Origin of the sequence: Cohnella sp. SGD-V74 (assembly GCF_003001675.1) — a bacterium.
In the GTDB taxonomy this organism is placed as follows: Bacteria; Bacillota; Bacilli; order Paenibacillales; family Paenibacillaceae; genus Cohnella.
This window is the reverse complement of the sequence record NZ_PVYW01000001.1, coordinates 184,222-203,748: the sequence shown is the minus strand read 5'-3', so window position 1 is coordinate 203,748 and position 19,527 is coordinate 184,222. Positions and strand designations below refer to the sequence as shown.

Genomic DNA, 19,527 nt, shown 5'->3' with positions numbered 1-19,527 from the left:
ATCAGCGATGGACGTAGGATTGCGCGAGCAGGTCGCGCCACTCGACGTACACGCTCCAGGCTTGACGGTTTTCCAGCAATGCTTTGCCCGTGTACAGCCCCTCTTCGACCGATCCGACCCTGCCGGCGAGATGCAATCGATATGCCGCGTTCAACAACACTTGGTTGATGAACGCCATATCGGCATCGCCGCGCAGGACGGCTTCGGTCGTTTCTATTTGCAAGGCGGCCGTCCATTCGACTTCCGGCACGGGCGTATCGAGCCCCCAGGCTTCCGGACTGACGACCTGAAGACTGGCGTTGCCTTGCTCGACCAGGTAAGTGCGGGTAGGGCGGTCGACGAACAAATCTTCGGAGCCTTCCGCTCCCTGCACGATGAGGGCTTTGCGGTAATTCAGCTTCGTCATCAGACGGGCCAGGCGATCGAATACGGTGTTGTGGTATACGCCGAATACGAGATACGGAGAATGGCCGTAGTCGATCAATTTCTCCGCCGTGTTCAGCACCGTTCTCATGCCGAGCTGTTCCCGGATCGGACGAAGCTGCTTAAGGGGCGGGCACCATTGCTCCGCGGGCACGTACAGCAGTCCGGTCCGCTTCGCCGCGGCGGCGAGCGTCTCGCGCGGAAGCTCTTCGGGACGAATGCCGACGAGCTTCAGCATATCGTGCAGGGTGACGCCCCACTTGGGAGGGAGCGAATCCGTTCCGTGCAGTGTGACCGGCAGTCCGGCGGCGGCTAGTACGAAGGAGCACGCGAACGATGCGAAGAATGTCTTTTTGCGCCCGTCGTACGGCCCTGCGCAATCGAGGCCGTCCGGATTCAGCGCTTCCCGATGGGCCGTCTTCCGGCATGCTTCGACGAACGCTTCGAGCTCTTCGACGCTCTCCATCTTGATCCGCTCGGCGATGAAGAACGCGCCGATCTGCGCGGGAGTCGCCCGCAGGCTCATAATTTCTTCCGCGGCCTGCAAGCATTCCTCGTAAGTCAAATCTCTGGCGCCCCGCTTGCCTCTTCCTACTTCTTTTAACCACGCGATCATCGGCGTTTCGCCCCTCTCTCTTTGTTTTCCTGCAGAAGCTGATACACCTTCACGATCGAGGTGGCTACGTCGACCATTCGCTTGCGTTCGTTCATCGCCTGTTTCCGCAAAATATCGTAGGCTTCGGATTCCGTCACGTTTTTGAGCTCGCATAAGATGCTCTTCGCCATATCGATCCACTTTCTCTCTTCTATTCGCCCGAGCAGCTGCTCCCGTTCGCTCTGCCACTGCCGCCGCTCCACGAATTGCTTGGACCCGATGTGAAGCGCCCAATGAATCTCGGGGCCGGACATCGAGGGCGTCAACAGCCCGTCGATGGCGATATCGTCTTCGCAGGCTTCCAGCGACCCGGCCGCGGCGTCTTCGTCGCACCACCAGAGGAGCGGCAAGGGCTTCGCTTGCAGCAAGCGCGCGCTCCATTCTTTAATGGAGGCGATCGGGAGCTGCAGCACCGCGGCATCCGCATTCGCGATCATCTGCGACGCTTGGTCTTGCGACAAGGTAGAGGAGACGGAATAACCGTGCGTGCGCAGGGCGAATTCGGGCGAGCGCGCCTTGGACGAGGGCGATAAACTTCTCTCGGAAGCTGGCGTGCGGTTGTGAATAACCAACAAGGTACGCATGATCGACCACCCCATTTCTGTGAATCTGACCCAATATTAGCTTATGTCATATAATCTCACGTAAATTTATATCACATGACCAGGCTTACTGTCTATGATTCAAACACAAATTATTTTATGTCATGTATGTTGACATATCCTGAAAAAATATAGTATAGTTAGGCCATCGATAATTTCATCTCGAGGGGTACAATGGGGTACTCTCTCAAGCGGCAATGAAGCCTGCTGTCGGATTCGCGGAACGCGCAACGTTCTCTGCGAATGCGAAGCGGGCTTTTGTGCATTTACGGGGTTTGGCAGAGAGAGGAGAGAGATCGGATGGACAAAACGAAGAAAAAGCTGGTGCTCGTCGGCAACGGGATGGCCGGCGTGAGAACGATCGAACATGTGTTGAAGCTGGCTCCCCACCTTTATGAGGTGACCATCATCGGAGCCGAGCCGCATCCCAACTACAACCGGATCATGCTGTCGTCCGTTCTCGCCGGCGGCGCAAGCCTGAGCGAGATCGTCATCAACGACTGGGATTGGTACAAGGAAAATGGGATTCGCTTGCTTACGGGTCACCGTGTAACGAATATTGACGCGAAGGCGAAGAAGATCGTTACGGATAAAGACGTGACGCTGCATTACGATTCGCTCATTCTGGCGACCGGTTCCAATCCGTTTATGCTGCCTTTGCCGGGCGCGGATAAGCAAGGGGTCATTGCCTTCCGGGACATTAAAGACTGCGAAATCATGATGGAAACGTCGAAAAAATACAAAAAAGCAGTCGTCATCGGCGGAGGGCTGCTTGGTCTGGAGGCGGCGCGAGGGCTGCTCCATCTCGGGATGGACGTCTCGGTCGTTCATATCAACAGCTTTCTGATGGAGAGACAGCTGGACCAGACGGCTGCGCTTATGCTGCAGAACGAGCTCGAACAACAAGGAATGAAGTTTCTGCTGCGTAAAAACTCCAGCGCCATTCTGGGCAGGAAACGGGTTACCGGTCTGGCGTTCACGGACGGCACCGAGGTGGAAGCCGATCTGATCGTCATGGCGGTCGGGATCAGGCCGAACGTCGAATTGGCGAGATCCGCCGGAATCGAAGTCAATCGCGGCATCGTCGTGAACGACTGGATGGAGACGAGCGAGGCGGATATTTATTCGGTAGGCGAGTGCGCCGAGCACCGGGGAATCGCCTACGGTCTGGTGGCTCCGCTGTACGAGCAGGGGGCGGTGCTCGCCAAGCGGCTTGCCGGAGTCGAGACGGCCGGCTATACCGGCTCCGTCACCTCTACGAAGCTGAAGGTGTCCGGCGTGGACGTATTCTCGGCGGGGCAGTACGACGAGCCTCCGGGATCGCGGGCGCTTCGCTACCAGGACGAGATCGACGGCGTGTACAAGAAAATCGTGCTGCGGGACGACAAGCTGGTCGGAGCGGTGCTGTTCGGGGATACCGGCGACGGGGCGAAGCTGTTCTCCGTCATGAAGAGCGGCGAATCGATCAAAGGCCGCGAGAAGGAACTGCTGCTCGGCATCGCGCCGGGGCAGAAAGGCGCCGATCCGGCGGAGCGGCTGAAGCAGCTGCCGGACGACGAAATTATTTGCGGTTGCAACGGGGTATCCAAGGGCGCGATCGCGGATGCCATTCTGAACAAGGGCTGCGCGAGTCTGGGAGACATCAAAGCCTGCACGAAGGCTTCGGCTTCCTGCGGCGGCTGCAAGCCGCTCGTCGAAGGTCTGCTCTCCATCTATGCCGGAGATAACGTCGTCAAAGCCAAGGAAGGCATCTGCGGCTGCACGACGCTCGATCGGGACGAGATCGTTGCGGAGATCAAGCGGATGAGGCTGATGAACGTCAAGGAAGTTATGAACGTGCTGGAATGGAGCAATCACGAAGGCTGCTCGAAATGCCGCCCTTCGCTCAACTACTACTTGGGCATGCTGTGGCCGGAGGAATACAAGGACGAGAAAGAGTCGAGAATCACGAACGAAAGATACCATGCCAACATTCAGAAGGACGGCACGTTCTCGGTCGTTCCGCGAATTTACGGCGGGGTGACTTCTCCGACGGAGCTGAAGAAAATCGCGGAAGTCGCGGAGAAGTTCGACGTACCGATGGTGAAGTTCACCGGCGGCCAGCGGCTGGACCTGCTCGGGGTCAAGAAAGAGGATTTGCCGAAAATGTGGGAGGAGCTCGGTATGCCGTCCGGCCACGCGTACGGGAAGACGCTGCGCACGGTCAAGACGTGCGTAGGCTCGACGTTCTGCCGTTTCGGCACGCAGGATTCCATCGCGATGGGCATTCGACTGGAGAAGGAGTTCGAGCGGCTGAATACGCCTGCCAAAGTCAAGCTGGCGGTGTCGGGCTGTCCGAGAAATTGCGCCGAGGCGACGATCAAAGATTTCGGCGTGGTGGCGATAGACGGCGGGTGGGAGCTTCACGTCGGCGGCAACGGCGGCGTTCACGTCCGCGCCACGGATCTGCTGTGCGTCGTCAAGACGGAGGACGAAGTCGTCGAATGGGCGGGAGCGTTCCTGCAATATTACAGGGAGAACGCGCAGTGGAACGAGAGGACGTCGAACTGGGTCGAGCGCGTAGGCCTGGAAGCGGTGAAGAACGCCCTCGCCGAGCCGGAAGAGCGCGCGGAACTGTACGCCCGAATCCGCAAAACCCTCGATCTGACGACAGACCCGTGGAAGCAGATCGTCGAGGACGGTTCTCTGCGCAAAAACTTCGAACCGCTGGCGGAAACGCAAACGGTATAATCCTTTCATTAATAAAAGGCAGGTGAATGGGACATGACCAAGCTTCTCGTAGGCAGCATCGACGATATTGACGTCAAAGGGTCGCGTACCCTGCGAATTCAGGATAAAGACATCGCGCTGTTCCGTCTGTCGGACGGAGAAGTGCTCGCGGTGGAGAATAGATGCCCGCATAAAGGCGGGACGCTGTCCGAAGGAATGGTATGCGGCAAAGTCGTACACTGCCCGCTTCACGATTGGAAAGTCGATCTGCGAAGCGGGAAGGTGCAGGAGCCCGACGAAGGCTGCGTCGATACGTACGAGGTGGAGGTGGACCGGTCGAGCGGCGCTGTCTATGTTAAGTTCTAGCTCGGCGGCAGGCGGCTCGTCTCGACGAAAGTCCGTTGGAAACCGGCCGGGGATATGATATAATGAGACCAGCACAACCGTTAGGGGGGCTGCGGGTGATCTACGCGAGACCTACTTCCTTAACCGATCGGATCGTTCAACAAGGCGCTTGCGAGCGCACGGTCAGCCGTGCGTCTGCAGCCATGACGAAAGCCCAGTGAATTTTCACTGGGCTTTTTGTCATTTCTGAGGCCGTTCGGCCGGGTGAGTCCCGAGATTTTCCGGCTCTCTCGGAGGAATGATGTTGCGCGGGATTTGCGGGATGAGCCGTCCGACGATATCGGCAAGCTCGTCCGTAAATCCGGAGATCGGCCGGCCGTTGCGGATGTCCGCGCGGATTTCCCTTATCCGCTGCCCCATGTCGATGTCCGCCGTCACGAGCGCGTCGATGCCGTAAGGATCTTTGCGGAACGCTTCGGCCACCGCGTATTTGATCGTCCCGACCTGCGAGCGCTCCATTTTCTCGTCTACGTCGATTCCGACGATCGCGTATTTGCCGAAGACGACGCAGTTGGCATCCTGTACGCCTTCGACGCCGCGGGCGAGCGCCTCGAGATGGGCGGATACCTCCTTCGGATTGCGCTGCAATTCGTTCGCCGTGTCGTTCAAAGCTTGAGCGCGGGGCGTTCCTTCCGGATTCGCCTGCCTGTTCCCGCAGCCTGCGGAGCCGAGGACGAGCAAAACCGCAAGCAGCGCCGCAGCCGTCCAAGCGATCTTTTTGTCCGTTTTCATCGTTGTACACCACCCTGGTTGGAGGGATGCCCGGATCGGCCGCGAAGCCGATCGCAGGAAATGCTTGCTCGTCGTATTGTTCCCTGTCGTTCGATGGCTATGTAAAGAAGCTGTGGAGAAATAAACGGTATCTATTGGATAGGAAACCCCAATATGCTCGAATCGGGAGGGAACGCCCATGAGAAAAATTTATGTGCTGGATACGAACGTGCTTCTGCATGACCCGCTCTCGCTGTACGCTTTCGACGACAACGAAGTCATTATTCCCTCCGTCGTCCTGGAAGAAATCGACTCCAAGAAGAGGCTCGCCGACGAGATCGGGCGCAACGCCCGGAACATCTCCCGGGAGCTTGACGCCATGAGGACGGAAGGACCGTTGCACGCCGGCGTGCCGCTGCCGGGCGGAGGGTTGCTTAAAGTGGAAATGAATCATCGCCGATTCGTGAAGGTCCAGGAATTGTTCGGGGAGATGACGAACGATAACCGGATCCTCGCGGTGGCGCTGAATTATCATATGGAGGAGCAGGAGACGGACGATCCGCGCCCCGTCGTTCTCGTCAGCAAGGACGTGCTCGTGCGAGTGAAGGCGGACGTGCTCGGAATCGTGGCGCAGGACTACTTGTCCGACCGGATCGCCATGGACACGGACCAGTACACAGGGCATCTTACGATCCAGGTGCATCCGTCGGTCATCGACGAATTTTATTCGACGCGGTCTCTAAGCATCAAGCCGTTGGGGCTCAAGACGACGCTGCATCCGAACGAATTCGTCATTTTGCGGGATGAGCTTGGAACGTCCAAGTCCGCGCTGCTTAAAGTGACTTCGGACGGCTTGCGGCTGGAACCGCTCCACATGAGCAACGAACCGGTATGGGGAATTACGGCGCGCAACGCCCAGCAGCGGATGGCGCTGGAGCTGCTGCTCAGCGACGACATTCCGCTCGTTACGCTGACAGGTCGGGCCGGTACGGGCAAGACGCTGCTCACTCTCGCAGCCGGACTGATGAAGGTCGAAGACGAGCATCGATTCAAGAAGCTGCTGATCGCTCGTCCGGTCGTGCCGATGGGCAAGGACATCGGATATCTGCCGGGAGAGAAGGAGGAGAAGCTGCGCCCTTGGATGCAGCCGATCTACGACAATCTGGAGTATTTGTTCGACACGAAGAAGGCCGGGGATCTCGATAAAATTTTGATGGGCATGGGCAGCATCCAGGTCGAAGCGCTCACGTACATCCGCGGGCGGTCGATACCCGGGCAGTTCATCATCATAGACGAGGCGCAGAACCTGAGCAAGCACGAAGTGAAAACGATCGTATCCCGCGTCGGCGAGAACAGCAAAATCGTGCTGCTCGGCGATCCGGAGCAGATCGACCATCCTTATCTGGATTCGCAGAGCAACGGACTGACGTATCTCGTGGAACGGTTCAAGGAGGAAGGAATCAGCGGCCACGTCACGTTGGAGAAAGGAGAACGCTCCCGTCTCGCCCAACTGGCTACCGAGAAGCTGTGAGTTCGAAGCAGGCCGCTCCCGGCGCGGGGCGGCCTTTTCGGCTGAATCCAAGATTCGATGTCGAGTAGCTCCTCGAATCCGCTTCGTGATCAAAATCGGACTTTTTGAACTACCGTGCAAATGAAGGTTCAAAAAGTTCGGTTTTCAGCACCGAGAATGTTGGATGAAGACCGGAGATGAGGAGCGGAGCGTAGTGGAAGCTACGTGAGCACCGGAAGAACCGGCTGAATGCAAGATTCGACGCCGAATCCGCTTCCCGAGATGCTTCGTGATCAAAATCGAACTTTTTGAACTTCCTCTTAAAGCGCTTTCGGAAAAGGGGAGACAGGTTGGAGCAGTCCTGTTATCATAAAAGTAGCGTGTTTAACGATACGACGAAATAAGGTGAGGTTGTGGCGCGTCGGAAGCTTGCGCTCGTATTCCTGCTGCTGTGCATCATGGCTTTGTTGTTGTCGCCGTGGGCGGACGCACCGTCCCCTTCCTCGGTTCCCGTCTCCGTTCCGGCGAGCGGAGTGCAGATCGTCCAGGAACCCGAGGAAGCGGAGGAAATCTCGCGGCTTACGATAGAGGTCGCTCTCGAGGAACAAGAGTTTCGCGCTCTGTCCAACTTGAACGACGATTTTATGTTCAGGCATCCCGAGATCGAGGTCGAATTGCGGAGAATTACCCCCGAGCAGGCTTACGACACTTACCGGAGGGCTTCGGAATTGCAGGAGGCCGCCGATATTATGCTGCTTCGCAACGAGTGGGTGGCCGAATTCGCTTCGTCCGGCTATCTGCTGCCCGCGGACGCCGCGTTTGTAGGCAAGGCGTTGGGAGAGCAGTTCGAAGCGCTGTCCGGTCCGCTGAAGTGGAACGCTTATTTGTGGGGCGTTCCGCGTGATATGGATCCGTACGTGCTCGTCTGGAACTTGGATCTGCTGCAGGCATGGTTCGGAGAGGAAGCGGACCTCCTTCTGACGGAGGAAGAGTGGCTGGCGGCGGCGGAAGCGAGCTCGGGCGCGGAGCAGGGAAGCGAAGCGTATTGGCTGGCAATCGACGGAGAGGACCCGCTGGCGCTTCTGGCGTGGCTGGAAAGCTATGCGCAGGAGCGAAGCGACGAGCTGTGGGAGCAAGGGAGCCAAGCGTGGGCGGGAACCGCGCGAGGACAAGCGCTGGCGCTGCTTGAAGAAAGAAGAGCGAACGTCCGCTTCGGGCGCGATACGGGGGAGACGATACGGGCGCTCGGCGAAGGGAACGCGCTGGCAGCCGTCATGCCGTACTCGAAGGCGAAGGAATTCGTCGCGGAGAAGGGGGAATTCCGCACGGAGATCGACCTTCGTTCCTGGAGGCTGCCTTACATATGGCCGCGCGGAAGCAGCTTCGTCATCTCGGCGCGGACGGAGGCCGAAGAGGCGGCAAGCGTCTGGATCGCGGACATGACGGGAGAGCAGGCGCAGTTGCTGCACATGGAAGAGCAGGACAAGCTTCCGGTGTTCCGGTCGCTCTACGATGCCGACAGAAGATTGTCCGATCTGCTTCCGGGACGGGCGGGGCAATCGTTTCCGAACCAGGCTCCGCTTCTGTACGGTCCGGAAACGCCTACGATTCTAGAACAGCTCGGCGAAATGTGGAGCCGGTTCTCCGGCGGCGAATTAAATGTGGAAGGCTGGATGGAGGAATGGGAGAGAGAGGCGGAAGGCTGAGCAAAGTCAGCCTCCGATTCCGAGCTCTACCGTTAACAGGCCGTCTTCCATTTCCACGCTGCGGGCTTTGACGTATTTAATGAGTTTCTGAGGGTAGAAGCCGAGGTCGAATTCCCTCTCCAGCTCGTTCCTCGTCGTGTCGGGGAGCGCAAGCCCGTTGAAAATAAGCGTGTCGACGTGAAAACGGATGGCGTTCTCCGGTTCTTCTTCGATCGTGTACCGGCCTTGAATGGTCACTTGCAGGCGGCCGTTGTCGCCTTCCATCGTAAGCAGACCGTCGTCGAAGCGGAACGCGAAGTCGTCGAAGCGGCTGTCCCGCGACCGCAGAAATTCGTTCAGCTGCTGATCGGACAAAGTCAGCTTCGTCTTCAGGCCGCTCGTCTGGACGATGCCGGGCGTGTCCTTGACATAATCGGGAAGATGAGTCATAGCGTCGGCAAGCGCCTTGAAATGCTGCTTAACCTCGTACAGGCCGACGTTTCTCCAATAAGCTTGCAGTTCCTCCATCAAGCGGCGAAGCATTTGCTCGTCCCCGCTGGAAGCGAGCTCGCGGTCCAGATTGCCGCGAAGCGCCTGGATGCGGTCCCGCTGCGCGATCAGTTCCGATTCGACGGACAGCAGATCGTCCTTGTCCTGCTTCAGCTTGGCGTACCCGGCTTTAAGCTGGCGGTATTCTTCCGCGTAAGCGTTCATCGTCCGATGATCCGACTGGATGATGATGTCCATCGTGTCCCAGACGCGGATGAGCTTGGGCAAGGAGTTCGCGTTCAGCAGCGCCGACAGCCAGAAATCCTTGTAGCCCATATAATAGGAGCGAAGTACCCGCCCGGCCTTCTCCCGCTGAACGGCGATGGCGATCTCCCGTTCGGCGAGCCGCCGTTCGTTCTGTTCGATGTCGGTCTGCGTCTGGCTCTTCAGACCGGAGATTCTGTCGATCTCCCGGTTCAGTTCGACGACCGACAAGCTTTTTTCCAGCAGTTTTCTCGTTTCTTCGGGATAAGGCTCGGCGTAGACGGGGAGCAAGGCCCCGCCTCTGGAGACGCCCAGTAGAAACATAGAAACCGCGAGCGCTAACGTCAACATCCGACGCATCGGGTCACTCCTTTCCTGCGGCGTCCGATCCTATGCTATTATAAACTTTCGACAACTCTTGGAAAAGGTGCGGATAGAATGGATATTGCCCAAAGTCGGCATTATTCCCTGCATGCTGCGATCGTCGGCGGCATTGAAGCGGGAGGACTGCGGGGAATCGCGGCGGACGGCTCGGAGTTGTCCGCCCTCCCCTTTCACCATTATATGTCGCTGTGCCTCTATCATCCCGATTTTGGCTATTATCGTTCCGGTTCTCCCAAAGTCGGAAGGGAGGGCGATTTCTATACAAGCGCCTATGTCGGGGACGCGATGGGCGAAAGCCTGGCGCGCTGGCTGCGCAACGCCGCGCTCGCCCGTTTTGGCGGCGGGGAGGTCGAGGTGCTCGACTGGGGAGGCGGCACGGGACGGCTGAGCCGGCAAATGCTTGATGCGTGGACGTCTTCGGAGGAAGGCGGTTCGGGCGAAGCGGGAATGCTTTCGTTCTCCGTCACCGTAGTCGAAGGGAATCCGTCGCACCGGCGCGAGGCGGAGCGGGAGTTGGAGGCTTATATTCGTTCGGGGCGAGCCAGGGTAACGGACGAACGAGGGTGGGAGAAGCTCGTTCCGTCCGGCAGACCGGTTATCGTCGTGGCGAACGAACTGCTCGACGCCTTCCCCGTCCATCGGCTCGTCAAGAAGGACGGCGCGCTGCGCGAGTGGGGAGTCGCTTGCGCGGCAGACGGGAGGTTCGTTCCTTGTTTGATGGAACCGACCGATCCGCGGTTGACGGAATGGCTGCGCGAGGAAGGCATCCGGCTGCGCGAGGGGCAGACCGTCGAGGCGAATCTCGACGGGGCCGACTGGGCCGCGACCGTGGCGACCCGGTTCGAGCGCGCTCTGCTCGTCTTCGTCGATTACGGCGACGAAACCGCGGAGCTGACCGGGCCGCACCGGATGGACGGGACGCTGCTCTGCTACAAGGAGCATAGAGCGCATAACGACCCGTACGCCTGGCCCGGACAGCAGGATATGACCGCGCACGTGAACTTCAGCCACATCCGGCGCAGCGTCGAGCGGCAAGGAGCCGAAGAGATTTGGTACGGCTCGCAAAAGCGATTTCTGATAGAGGCGGGCATTATGGAGCGCTTGACTGCGCACGGTCATTCCGATCCGTTCCACCCCGTCGCGCGACGCAATCGGGCGATCCGCCAGCTGCTGCTGTCGGACGGCATGAGCGAGCTGTTCAAGGTGCAGGTATTCGCGATCCAAGCACAAGAGGCTGTCCCATAAGCCACCCAAGCTGCTGCGAAAGATAATCGATGATAAAGGGGCAAGGGGTATGTACCTCCCTCCGATGCTATACGCTCCCGAAATCTGAATGGGTAAACCCGTGATAAGGTGATTTCGGGAGCGTATGAGGCTTCTCCAGGAGGTACATACCCCTTCTTTATACATCGCTCATCTCAAACAGCTCTGTTTATGGGACAGCCGCTTCGTCGGAGGCGATACGGATAAGTAAAAAAAATGGCGATGCAAGGGGAATCCCTTCGCATCGCCATTTCTTCATGTTTCGTATGTATCCGGTTCCGCAGGTTACACGGGAATTCCCATCTCGAAGATGGACCAGTACGTAAACCCGAGAAAGGCCAAAACCATATAGCCCCAGAATACAAGAAGGTACGTCCGCTCGGTAAAGTTCAAGTAACCGACCAAAAAGAAGACGGCCGTTTGGATGAAGAACAGCAGGGCGAACTCGTACATGTCTCCCGCAAACGCCATCAGGGCAATTGCCAGCGTCCAGAAACCAAGGACCCTAAACATTCGTGCCATCGTGTCAATACCCCTCTCATACGCGCAAAGACGATTTCTAAAGCATATTATAACGGCTCCGCATAGGCGTGTAAACCCAACAAGTCGTGACGAATCGGCAAACTTTTTCAACGTTCCCTTAACGTTCCCCCGTTCCGCCCGGGTTATGCGCGGCTTCGAAATCGGACCGTTTTGCTTTTTCGAAAGGTATAGTGACAGGAAAAGTGGATATAAATAGGAGTATCCGATAGATTCTATGAATTCTACTACGGGCATAGAAATGAAGAAAGCAGCAAAATATATGCGAAGTTTAAGGAGGGAAGGGCAACATGACGGCTGCAAGACAAGACGCATGGAGTCCGGATGACGACCTGATCCTGGCGGAGGTTACGCTGCGCCATATTCGCGAGGGCAGTACGCAGCTATCCGCTTTCGAAGAAGTGGGGCAGCGAATCGCCCGGACTTCCGCGGCGTGCGGGTTCCGTTGGAATAGCTGCGTGCGCAAAAGATACAGCGAAGCGATCGGACTAGCCAAGCAGCAGCGCCAGAAACGGAATTATCTCAAAAAGCAGGGAATTTCTATTTCGGGAACTGAGCGGCTGGTCGTAGAAGAAGGTGAAAGCGGTAAACAAGAGCTGCTGTCGGCAGAATCGTTATCGCTTGAATCGATCATTCGCTATTTGCGCCAATGGAAGAATACCGTTCAAGAGATGAGCAAGCAGATTCGCCAGCTGGAGAAGGAACTCAAGGATAAGGAAGAAAGAATCTCCGAGCTGAGCGAGACGAACGAACGGCTGTCCAAGGAAGTCAACGAAGTGCAGACGGACTATCAGGTTGTCAACGACGATTACAAGGCGCTGATCCGCATTATGGACCGGGCGCGCAAGCTGGCGTTCCTGACGGAAGAAGCCGAAGAGGAACGGGCGAAGTTCAAGATGGACGCCAACGGCAATCTGGAACGAATCGAATAGGCAGCGAGCGATCGAACCCGCGGGGCTATCCCTGCGGGTTTTGCTTTGGTATCTTTAAGAGAACGGGAAGCGCGGGACGAATGGGGATGAAGAGAGCGATGGACGAAAAAACGGTCGTGCTGGGCGGCGGTTCGCTGGGGCTGCTGCTGGCGGGAAAGCTGTACTCGGCGGGGCTGAAGTGCGTCGTATGGACGAGAACGCGGGATCAGGCGGCAAGGCTGAACGAAGACGGTCTGATTGTGGAAGCGGGGGGCGGCGAATCCGCCTCGCGACTGCCCGCTGTCGCTTGCGCATGGGAGGACGCCGCGCCTGCCGCCGGAATCGTCCTGCTGGCTGTCAAGCAGCCGGCGCTGACGGAGCGGCTGCTGAAGCGCCTCGCCGAGCTCGTGCCTCCGGGCGGGACGATCGTTCCGTTCCAGAACGGCGTCGGACATGTCGAAGCGCTGCGGGAAGCGCTGCCCGGCAGGGAGATCGTCGTCGCGGTGACGACCGAAGGCGCGCTGAGGATGGACGCGAACCGCGTGAGGCATACCGGAGCGGGCGACATTCGGCTGGGAGACGACGGGCGGAGCCGGCCCGAGCGGCTGTTTGCTGTCGAACGAATGCTGATGCAGGCAGGATTTTCCGTATTTCTGTCGAAACAGTTGGATAAAGAAACGATGCGCAAGCTTCTGATCAACGCGGTCATCAATCCGATTACGGCGATCTTGCGCATCCCGAACGGCGGGATTGCGGAATCTCCCGAAAGGCTGGCGCTGGCCGAGGCTTTGTTCCGGGAAACGTTCGAAGTGCTCGGTCCGCACGGACTCGAAGGAGAATCCGATTTGTGGCAAGCGGTTTTGCGAGTTTGCGAGGCGACGGCCGGCAATCGGTCTTCCATGCTTCAGGACGTCGAAGCGGGCAGGACGACCGAGATCGATTCGATCAACGGAGCGATCGCGCGCATGGCGGCGAAGCAAGGGCTGGACGCGCCGTGGAATCGCGCGGTGACCGCTCTCGTAAAAGCGATACATTAACAACGGATAAGAGGTGACGCATGAGCTCGATCTGGAACGCACTCGTCCAAGCATACGCCTTTTTAGCTACGGTGCCCGTTATTCCTTTTATTCTCGTTTACGTCATCATGACGGTCAGAGGCAACGACAAGAAAAACGCGATCCAGCTGTCGATGGACATTACGACCGTTTTTTTGCTCGGAGTCGTGGCCCACTTGCTCAACGAACGGTTGGGTACGAGCTTCGGACCGTTCTTCCTGCTTCTCGTTATGCTGATCGGCGGCGGCTTGATCGGCAACGCGCAAAACCGGGTCAGAGGCAAGGTGGATCCCAGGAAGTTGGTGCGCGCCATCTGGAGGCTGAGCTTTTTCGGTCTTTCCGTCCTGTATATCTTTCTGATGTTTCTTGCGATCATCATTCCGGTTAAGCCGGACTAGGCCAATGAAGACGGGGCACGGGAGCCCGAACGCGAAAGGCGCCGAAGGTGTATACATAGTCTGTGCAGCGCGAATTCCGCCTCCGGCGTTGCAAATCTTTTGACGATCCGACTGCGGTTGTGTACAATCGATTTTGATAGCACAACGACAGATCGGGGGACATTTCCCGTTGAATATTACACCTTATACCGATTCCAATCGTTCTTCATTGGCGGAGCGTTATAGATTAGAAGATTCGCAAGTTCGGGAGTTGTTCGGAAGTCATCCGGCGGAAGGGCGCGCTTGGGAAAACAGGGCGACCTATTTGGACGAAACGGCGGGCGGAAGAGCCGATCTTCCCCGCGTGGCCGAAGCGGTCAGGGCGTATCACCGGAAGCTTCCGTCCAGCGCAGAGACGGAAATATCGCTGGAGAAGCTGGAGCGCGAAGGCGCTCTTGTCGTCGTCGGAGGGCAGCAAGCGGGCTTGTTCGGGGGAGCGCTCCTCATTTATTACAAGGCGCTGTCCGTCATTCAGGCGGCGCGGGAAGCGGAGCGCAGGCTGTCCAGGCCGGTCGTGCCCGTCTTCTGGATCGCCGGCGAGGATCACGATTTCGAAGAGGCGAACCATGTGAACGTACAGTCGCCCGGAGGCGAAGTGCGGCGCGTGCGAATCGAACGTCCGGACGGACCTCGGCTTGCGGTCAGCAGGACGCCGTTGTCGGCGGAGCAGTGGTCTTCCGCGCTTCAGGAGCTTGCCGCCCAGTTGCCGGATACGGAGTTCAAGCCCCAGGTGCTGGACCGGCTGCAAAGTCACGTCGCGGACGCCCCGTCGCTCAGTCTGGCGTTCGCGCGGCTGCTGGCGGACTGGTTCGGCAAGCAGGGGCTGCTGCTGCTGGATGCCGACGATCCGAACCTCCGGGCTCTGGAAGGACCGATGTTCCGCGAGCTGATCTTGCGCAGCGATGAGCTCGAGGCGTCGCTGAAGGACGGCGAAGGGCAGGTGCTCTCGCAGGGCTTCCGGCTGCAGGCGGAGACCGCCCCGGGCAGCGCGAACTTATTTCTTCATCATGAACAGGGAAGGCTGCTGCTTCATAAAGACGACGGACGGTTCGTCGACCGGAGGGGAGTCGTCTCTCATTCCCGCGAGGAGATGCTGGAGCTGACAGCCCATCGTCCCGATCTGCTGAGCACGAACGCGCTTACCCGTCCGCTTATGCAGGACTATTTGCTGCCCGTGCTGGCGACCGTGCTGGGCCCGGCGGAGATCGCATATTGGGCCATCCTCGGCCCGGCTTTCCGGGAATTCGGCATGGAGATGCCGATCGTGCTGCCCCGCCAATCGTATACGTATATCGAACCGGCGGTGGCGAGCTTGCTGGACAAATATTCGCTTACCGTCCGGCAGGCGATCGAAGATTGGGAGACGTTGCGCGCCGAATGGCTCGGCAAGCAGGACGAGTGGAACCTGGAAGAGCAGTTCCGCCAAGTCAAGGAGCAGTTTCAAGCGTTATACGAGCCGGTCATGAAGACGGTATCCGGGCTGCAGCCGGGCTTGGCCCAGCTCGCGTCCGGCAATCGGGACCGCATCCTGGAGCAGATTGCCTATCTGGAATCGCGCTCCGCCGATGCCATCGCCAAGCGGCACGAATCGTCGCTCAGGCAGTGGGACAGGATCAGGCAGTCGCTCTCTCCTCTCGCCAAGCCGCAGGAGAGGGTATACGGGACGGTTCATTTCTGGAACCGTTACGGTCCGGGCTGGCTTTCCTTATGGCACGACGTTCCGTTCGAAGCGGTCGGAGGCCATCGGCTCGTGGGCGGCTGGCAGAAGTTTAACTAATAGAACGATGGAGGAATTTGGTATATGAAAACCGCCTTGAAAAGCATCGTGCGCGATCCTTCGCTCGCGCCGGAAGGCAAGCTTAAGATCGACTGGGTGCAGGCCCACATGCCGGTATTGAACCGGATTCGCGAGGAGTTCGAACGCGATCAGCCGTTCAAAGGACTGCGCGTCGCGATTTCCCTTCACCTCGAAGCGAAGACGGCCTATCTCGCCAAAGTCGTGCAAGCCGGAGGCGCGGAAGTCGTCATCACCGGCAGCAACCCGCTGTCGACGCAGGACGACGTGTGCGCGGCGCTCGTCGAGGACGGCATCGCGGTATACGCGAAATACAATCCCGATCCGCAGGAATACAAGGATCTGATGGTCAAGACGCTGGAGACGAAGCCGGATCTCATCATCGATGACGGCGGCGATCTCGTGTCGATTCTTCACTCGGAGCGTCAGGACCTGCTTGCGCAGGTGCGCGGCGGAGCGGAGGAGACGACGACCGGCATCCTGCGACTGAAGGCGATGGAAAAGGAAGGCTCGCTCAAGTTCCCGATGGTCGCGGTCAACGACGCTTACTGCAAATATTTGTTCGATAACCGTTACGGAACGGGACAATCGGTCTGGGACGGCATCAACCGGACGACCAATCTGGTCGTCGCCGGCAAGACGGTCGTCGTCAACGGCTACGGCTGGTGCGGCAAAGGCGTGGCGATGCGGGCCAAAGGGCTCGGCGCGAACGTTGTCGTCACCGAAGTGGACGCGATTCGCGCGGTCGAAGCCTATATGGACGGCTTTGCGGTTCTGTCGATGGCGGACGCGGCCAAGGTCGGCGATTTCTTCGTCACCGTGACCGGCAACAAGGACGTCATTCGCGGCGAGCATATCGCGAACATGAAGGACGGCGCGATCTTGTCCAACGCGGGCCACTTCGACGTGGAAGTCAACTTGGTGGAACTCGCCGAGCTGTCGGTGTCCAAGCGCGTCGTGCGCCGCAACATCGAAGAATACGAGCTGAAGGACGGACGCAAGATCTACGTGCTGGCCGAAGGCCGTCTGGTTAATCTGGCTGCGGGCGACGGACATCCGGCCGAGATCATGGATATGACGTTCGCTCTGCAAGCGATGGCGCTGCGTTACGTGAACGAGAACTACGAGAAAATCGGCAGCCAGGTGATCAACGTACCGTACGAGCTGGACGAACGGGTCGCCCGCACGAAGCTCGAGTCGCTCGGCATCGGCATCGATACGCTGTCTGAAGAGCAGAAAGCTTACCTGGACAGCTGGACCGCCCACTAGTAGAGGTAGTTCAAAAAGTCCGCTTTTGATCACGAAGTATATCGGGGGAGCGGATTCGGCATCGAATCTTGCATTCAGCCGGTTCTTCCGGTGCTCACGTAGCTTTCACTACGCTCCGCTCCTCATACCCGGTCTTCATGCAACCTTCTCGGTGCTGAAAACCGAACTTTTTGAACCTTCATTGTAGAGGTAGTTCAAAAAGTTCGCTTTTGATCACGAAGTATATCGGGGGAGCGGATTCGGCATCGAATCTTGCATTCAGCCGGTTCTTCCGGTGCTCACGTAGCTTCCACTACGCTCCGCTCCTCATACCCGGTCTTCATGCAACCTTCTCGGTGCTGAAAACCGAACTTTTTGAACCTTCATTGTAGAGGTAGTTCAAAAAGTCCGCTTTTGATCACGAAGTATATCGGGGGAGCGGATTCGGCATCGAATCTTGCATTCAGCCGGTGCCGTAGACCGGGCTTTTGAACGTGCATAATACAGGCTTTCGGGGCCGTTCCGCAGCAGTTGCGGGGCGGTTCTTTTTAATTTTAAAACGCGCGGCAACATTTTCCTTTTCGCTCACGTCTATCCATCTAGAAGTCGGTATCATACACAAATGACAAGGGGAGATTTCGATGAAGGGGAAACGAATCGGGGCATGGAGCCGAAGCTTGCTGCTGGCGATGGCGGCGGTGTTGCTGGCCGCGGGGCTTGCCGCATGCAGTGGGGCGTCGGACGAGGATTCCACGGCGAACAAGTCGGCGATGTCCATGGCGGATCAAGCTGCGGCGCCGGCGGAGATGGAAGCGATGCAGATGTCCGAAGCGGCCGCCCCCGCGGCTTCCGCGTCCATACAGACGACGTCGGCTTCGCCGGCCGGGGGGACGTCGTCTTCCGCGGTCGGCGGCATCGGGCCGATCGCCGACGCTAACGCGGGCTACGGGCGCAAAGTCATCTATCGCGCCGATCTGGTCATGAAGGTGGAGAAATTCCAGATCGCGCAGGAGCAACTGTTCGATCATATTCATCTGAGCGGTGCTTATGTGCTGCAGTTCTCCGACAGCCGCAACGCGAACGAAGTCGGAGCCACCTACGTGATCAAGGTGCCTTCCGAAGGCTTCTCTTCGTTTCTGGAGAAGCTGCAGAAGATAGAGAACCTGAAGTTCGAACGCGAAGTGCAAGGCAGCGACGTCACCGAGGAATTCGTCGATCTCGAAGCCCGGCTGAAGACGCAGACAACGCTCGAAGCCCGATATCTCGACTTCATGAACAAGGCGACGAAGACCGACGAGCTGGTGCGGTTCGCGAACGAGCTGGCGCAGGTCCAGGGGACGATCGAGCAGATCAAGGGGCGCATGCGCTATCTCGATCAGAACGTCGCCTTCTCGACGGTGAATCTGCGGTTGTACCAAGCGTCCGGGATCGAAGAGCCCAAGAAGGAAGAAGAGAAGGAAGAGAAGAGCTTCAGCGACCGCATTTCGGATGCGCTGCTCGGCAGCGCGAACGTGCTTCGGCAGTTCGGCGAAGGGCTGCTCGTCGTGCTGGCGGCCATGCTTCCGGTGCTGATCGTTCTCGGAGCGCTCGGGATTCCGGCATATTACATCGTCCGTAAACGAGGCGCGGCAAGACGCCAAGCTTCCGAGGAGAAGCGCAAGCAATGGAATCGCGAACGACTGGAGCGCGGGGAGTCCGGCGAGCCGGACGGAGAGAAGGGGAATTCGAGAGAATACTCCGAAGAAGTCTCGGAGGACGTCCCGGAAGGAGCGCCGGAGGAAAAGAAAGATTCCAACTCGCCGGACGAGAGTCGTTAATCCCGTAAAATAATTTTTATTAAAATCCTGCCTTCGGGGCAGGATTTTTATTTTACGCCGCGAATAATCATCATAAGTGGTTCAAAGTGGTGAAAAGTGGTGGAGAATGGGGGAGGTGTGGAGAGCTTATGTTTTTAGGGGAATTTCAGCATACGATCGACGACAAGGGAAGAATCATCATCCCGGCGAAATTCCGCGAAGCTCTCGGCACCGACTTCATCATTACCCGCGGACTGGACAACTGTCTGTTCGTCTATCCCCGCGAAGAATGGGCCCAGCTTGAGCAGAAGATCAAGACCCTGCCGTCCATGGCGGCGAACGCCAGGGCGTTCTCCCGTCTGTTGTTCTCCGGCGCGTCGGAATGTGAATGGGACAAACAGGGCAGGGTAAACGTACCGAACCACCTGCGCGAATACGCCAAGCTGGACAAGGAATGCACCGTGATCGGCGTCTCAAGCCGCGTCGAGATTTGGGACAAGGCGACGTGGGAAGAATACTCGCGTCAATCCGCCGAATCGTTCAACGAGATCGCGGAGAAGCTGGTCGATTTCGACTTTAATTTTTGATCCGTGTAGAACACCTGCAGCTCCGTTGACAACACCTTTAACCATACATAAACAAACA

General features: G+C 58.1%; 18 protein-coding genes. 13 read left to right on the top strand and 5 right to left on the bottom strand.

Features of this window, described 5'->3' with window-relative positions; genetic code table 11:
* Position 1: 1 nt before the first annotated feature.
* Together B0G52_RS00955 and B0G52_RS00950 are read right to left on the bottom strand one after the other, a co-directional pair.
* Entirely contained in the window at positions 2-1,039 is a 1,038-nt protein-coding gene (locus tag B0G52_RS00955; RefSeq protein ID WP_094041638.1) for an anthranilate phosphoribosyltransferase, read from the bottom strand.
* On the bottom strand, positions 1,036-1,662 hold the full coding sequence (locus B0G52_RS00950) for an ANTAR domain-containing response regulator (RefSeq protein ID WP_094041637.1): 627 nt from the start codon (positions 1,660-1,662) through the stop codon (positions 1,036-1,038). The genes B0G52_RS00955 and B0G52_RS00950 overlap by 4 nt, the downstream gene beginning before the upstream one ends.
* Before the next feature lie 318 nt (positions 1,663-1,980).
* Between B0G52_RS00950 and nirB the strand changes: the two genes are divergently transcribed.
* The 3 genes from nirB (at position 1,981) to B0G52_RS35485 (ending at position 4,955) form a co-directional block, all read left to right on the top strand.
* Positions 1,981-4,410 (top strand): nitrite reductase large subunit NirB, encoded by a 2,430-nt coding sequence (gene nirB / locus B0G52_RS00945; RefSeq protein WP_094041636.1) that lies wholly within the window; start codon positions 1,981-1,983, stop codon positions 4,408-4,410.
* Positions 4,411-4,443: 33 nt separating this feature from the next.
* On the top strand, positions 4,444-4,755 hold the full coding sequence (gene nirD / locus B0G52_RS00940) for a nitrite reductase small subunit NirD (protein ID WP_094041635.1): 312 nt from the start codon (positions 4,444-4,446) through the stop codon (positions 4,753-4,755).
* Positions 4,756-4,817: 62 nt separating this feature from the next.
* A complete protein-coding gene (locus tag B0G52_RS35485; protein WP_158223527.1) occupies positions 4,818-4,955 on the top strand; it encodes a hypothetical protein in 138 nt (45 codons plus the stop codon).
* 19 nt (positions 4,956-4,974) lie between these two features.
* Here B0G52_RS35485 and B0G52_RS00935 read toward each other — a convergent pair whose 3' ends face one another.
* A complete protein-coding gene (locus tag B0G52_RS00935; RefSeq protein ID WP_094041634.1) occupies positions 4,975-5,526 on the bottom strand; it encodes a YhcN/YlaJ family sporulation lipoprotein in 552 nt (183 codons plus the stop codon).
* Between the two features lie 178 nt (positions 5,527-5,704).
* Between B0G52_RS00935 and B0G52_RS00930 the strand changes: the two genes are divergently transcribed.
* Together B0G52_RS00930 and B0G52_RS00925 are read left to right on the top strand one after the other, a co-directional pair.
* Entirely contained in the window at positions 5,705-7,036 is a 1,332-nt protein-coding gene (locus B0G52_RS00930) for a PhoH family protein (RefSeq protein ID WP_094041633.1), read from the top strand.
* Positions 7,037-7,428: 392 nt separating this feature from the next.
* Complete coding sequence (locus B0G52_RS00925; protein WP_094041632.1) at positions 7,429-8,721, top strand: extracellular solute-binding protein; 1,293 nt, start codon at positions 7,429-7,431, stop codon at positions 8,719-8,721.
* 6 nt (positions 8,722-8,727) lie between these two features.
* On the opposite strand, the gene B0G52_RS00920 is transcribed toward B0G52_RS00925, so the two are convergent.
* A complete protein-coding gene (locus B0G52_RS00920; protein ID WP_094041631.1) occupies positions 8,728-9,813 on the bottom strand; it encodes a coiled-coil domain-containing protein in 1,086 nt (361 codons plus the stop codon).
* Positions 9,814-9,891: 78 nt separating this feature from the next.
* Here B0G52_RS00920 and B0G52_RS00915 point away from each other — a divergent pair, with 78 nt between their 5' ends.
* The gene (locus B0G52_RS00915) at positions 9,892-11,082 is read left to right on the top strand and encodes a class I SAM-dependent methyltransferase (RefSeq protein WP_094041630.1); all 1,191 of its coding nucleotides are present in this window, start codon (positions 9,892-9,894) and stop codon (positions 11,080-11,082) included.
* A gap of 303 nt (positions 11,083-11,385) precedes the next feature.
* Here the strand turns inward: B0G52_RS00915 and B0G52_RS00910 are convergent, their stop codons facing one another.
* Positions 11,386-11,622 (bottom strand): DUF2626 family protein, encoded by a 237-nt coding sequence (locus B0G52_RS00910; RefSeq protein ID WP_094041629.1) that lies wholly within the window; start codon positions 11,620-11,622, stop codon positions 11,386-11,388.
* Positions 11,623-11,930: 308 nt separating this feature from the next.
* Between B0G52_RS00910 and B0G52_RS00905 the strand changes: the two genes are divergently transcribed.
* The 7 genes from B0G52_RS00905 (at position 11,931) to mraZ (ending at position 19,469) form a co-directional block, all read left to right on the top strand.
* Complete coding sequence (locus tag B0G52_RS00905) at positions 11,931-12,572, top strand: RsfA family transcriptional regulator (RefSeq protein ID WP_094041628.1); 642 nt, start codon at positions 11,931-11,933, stop codon at positions 12,570-12,572.
* Positions 12,573-12,670: 98 nt separating this feature from the next.
* A complete protein-coding gene (locus B0G52_RS00900) occupies positions 12,671-13,588 on the top strand; it encodes a ketopantoate reductase family protein (protein ID WP_158223526.1) in 918 nt (305 codons plus the stop codon).
* Positions 13,589-13,608: 20 nt separating this feature from the next.
* The gene (locus tag B0G52_RS00895) at positions 13,609-14,004 is read left to right on the top strand and encodes a DUF3397 domain-containing protein (RefSeq protein WP_094041626.1); all 396 of its coding nucleotides are present in this window, start codon (positions 13,609-13,611) and stop codon (positions 14,002-14,004) included.
* Positions 14,005-14,173: 169 nt separating this feature from the next.
* Positions 14,174-15,820, top strand: coding sequence for a bacillithiol biosynthesis cysteine-adding enzyme BshC (gene bshC / locus B0G52_RS00890; protein ID WP_158223525.1), 1,647 nt, complete (start codon positions 14,174-14,176; stop codon positions 15,818-15,820).
* A gap of 24 nt (positions 15,821-15,844) precedes the next feature.
* Positions 15,845-17,107, top strand: coding sequence for an adenosylhomocysteinase (locus tag B0G52_RS00885; RefSeq protein WP_094041624.1), 1,263 nt, complete (start codon positions 15,845-15,847; stop codon positions 17,105-17,107).
* A gap of 620 nt (positions 17,108-17,727) precedes the next feature.
* Positions 17,728-18,903, top strand: coding sequence for a DUF4349 domain-containing protein (locus B0G52_RS00880; RefSeq protein WP_094041623.1), 1,176 nt, complete (start codon positions 17,728-17,730; stop codon positions 18,901-18,903).
* A 128-nt stretch (positions 18,904-19,031) separates the two neighbouring features.
* A complete protein-coding gene (gene mraZ, locus B0G52_RS00875) occupies positions 19,032-19,469 on the top strand; it encodes a division/cell wall cluster transcriptional repressor MraZ (RefSeq protein WP_094041622.1) in 438 nt (145 codons plus the stop codon).
* Positions 19,470-19,527: the final 58 nt, after the last annotated feature.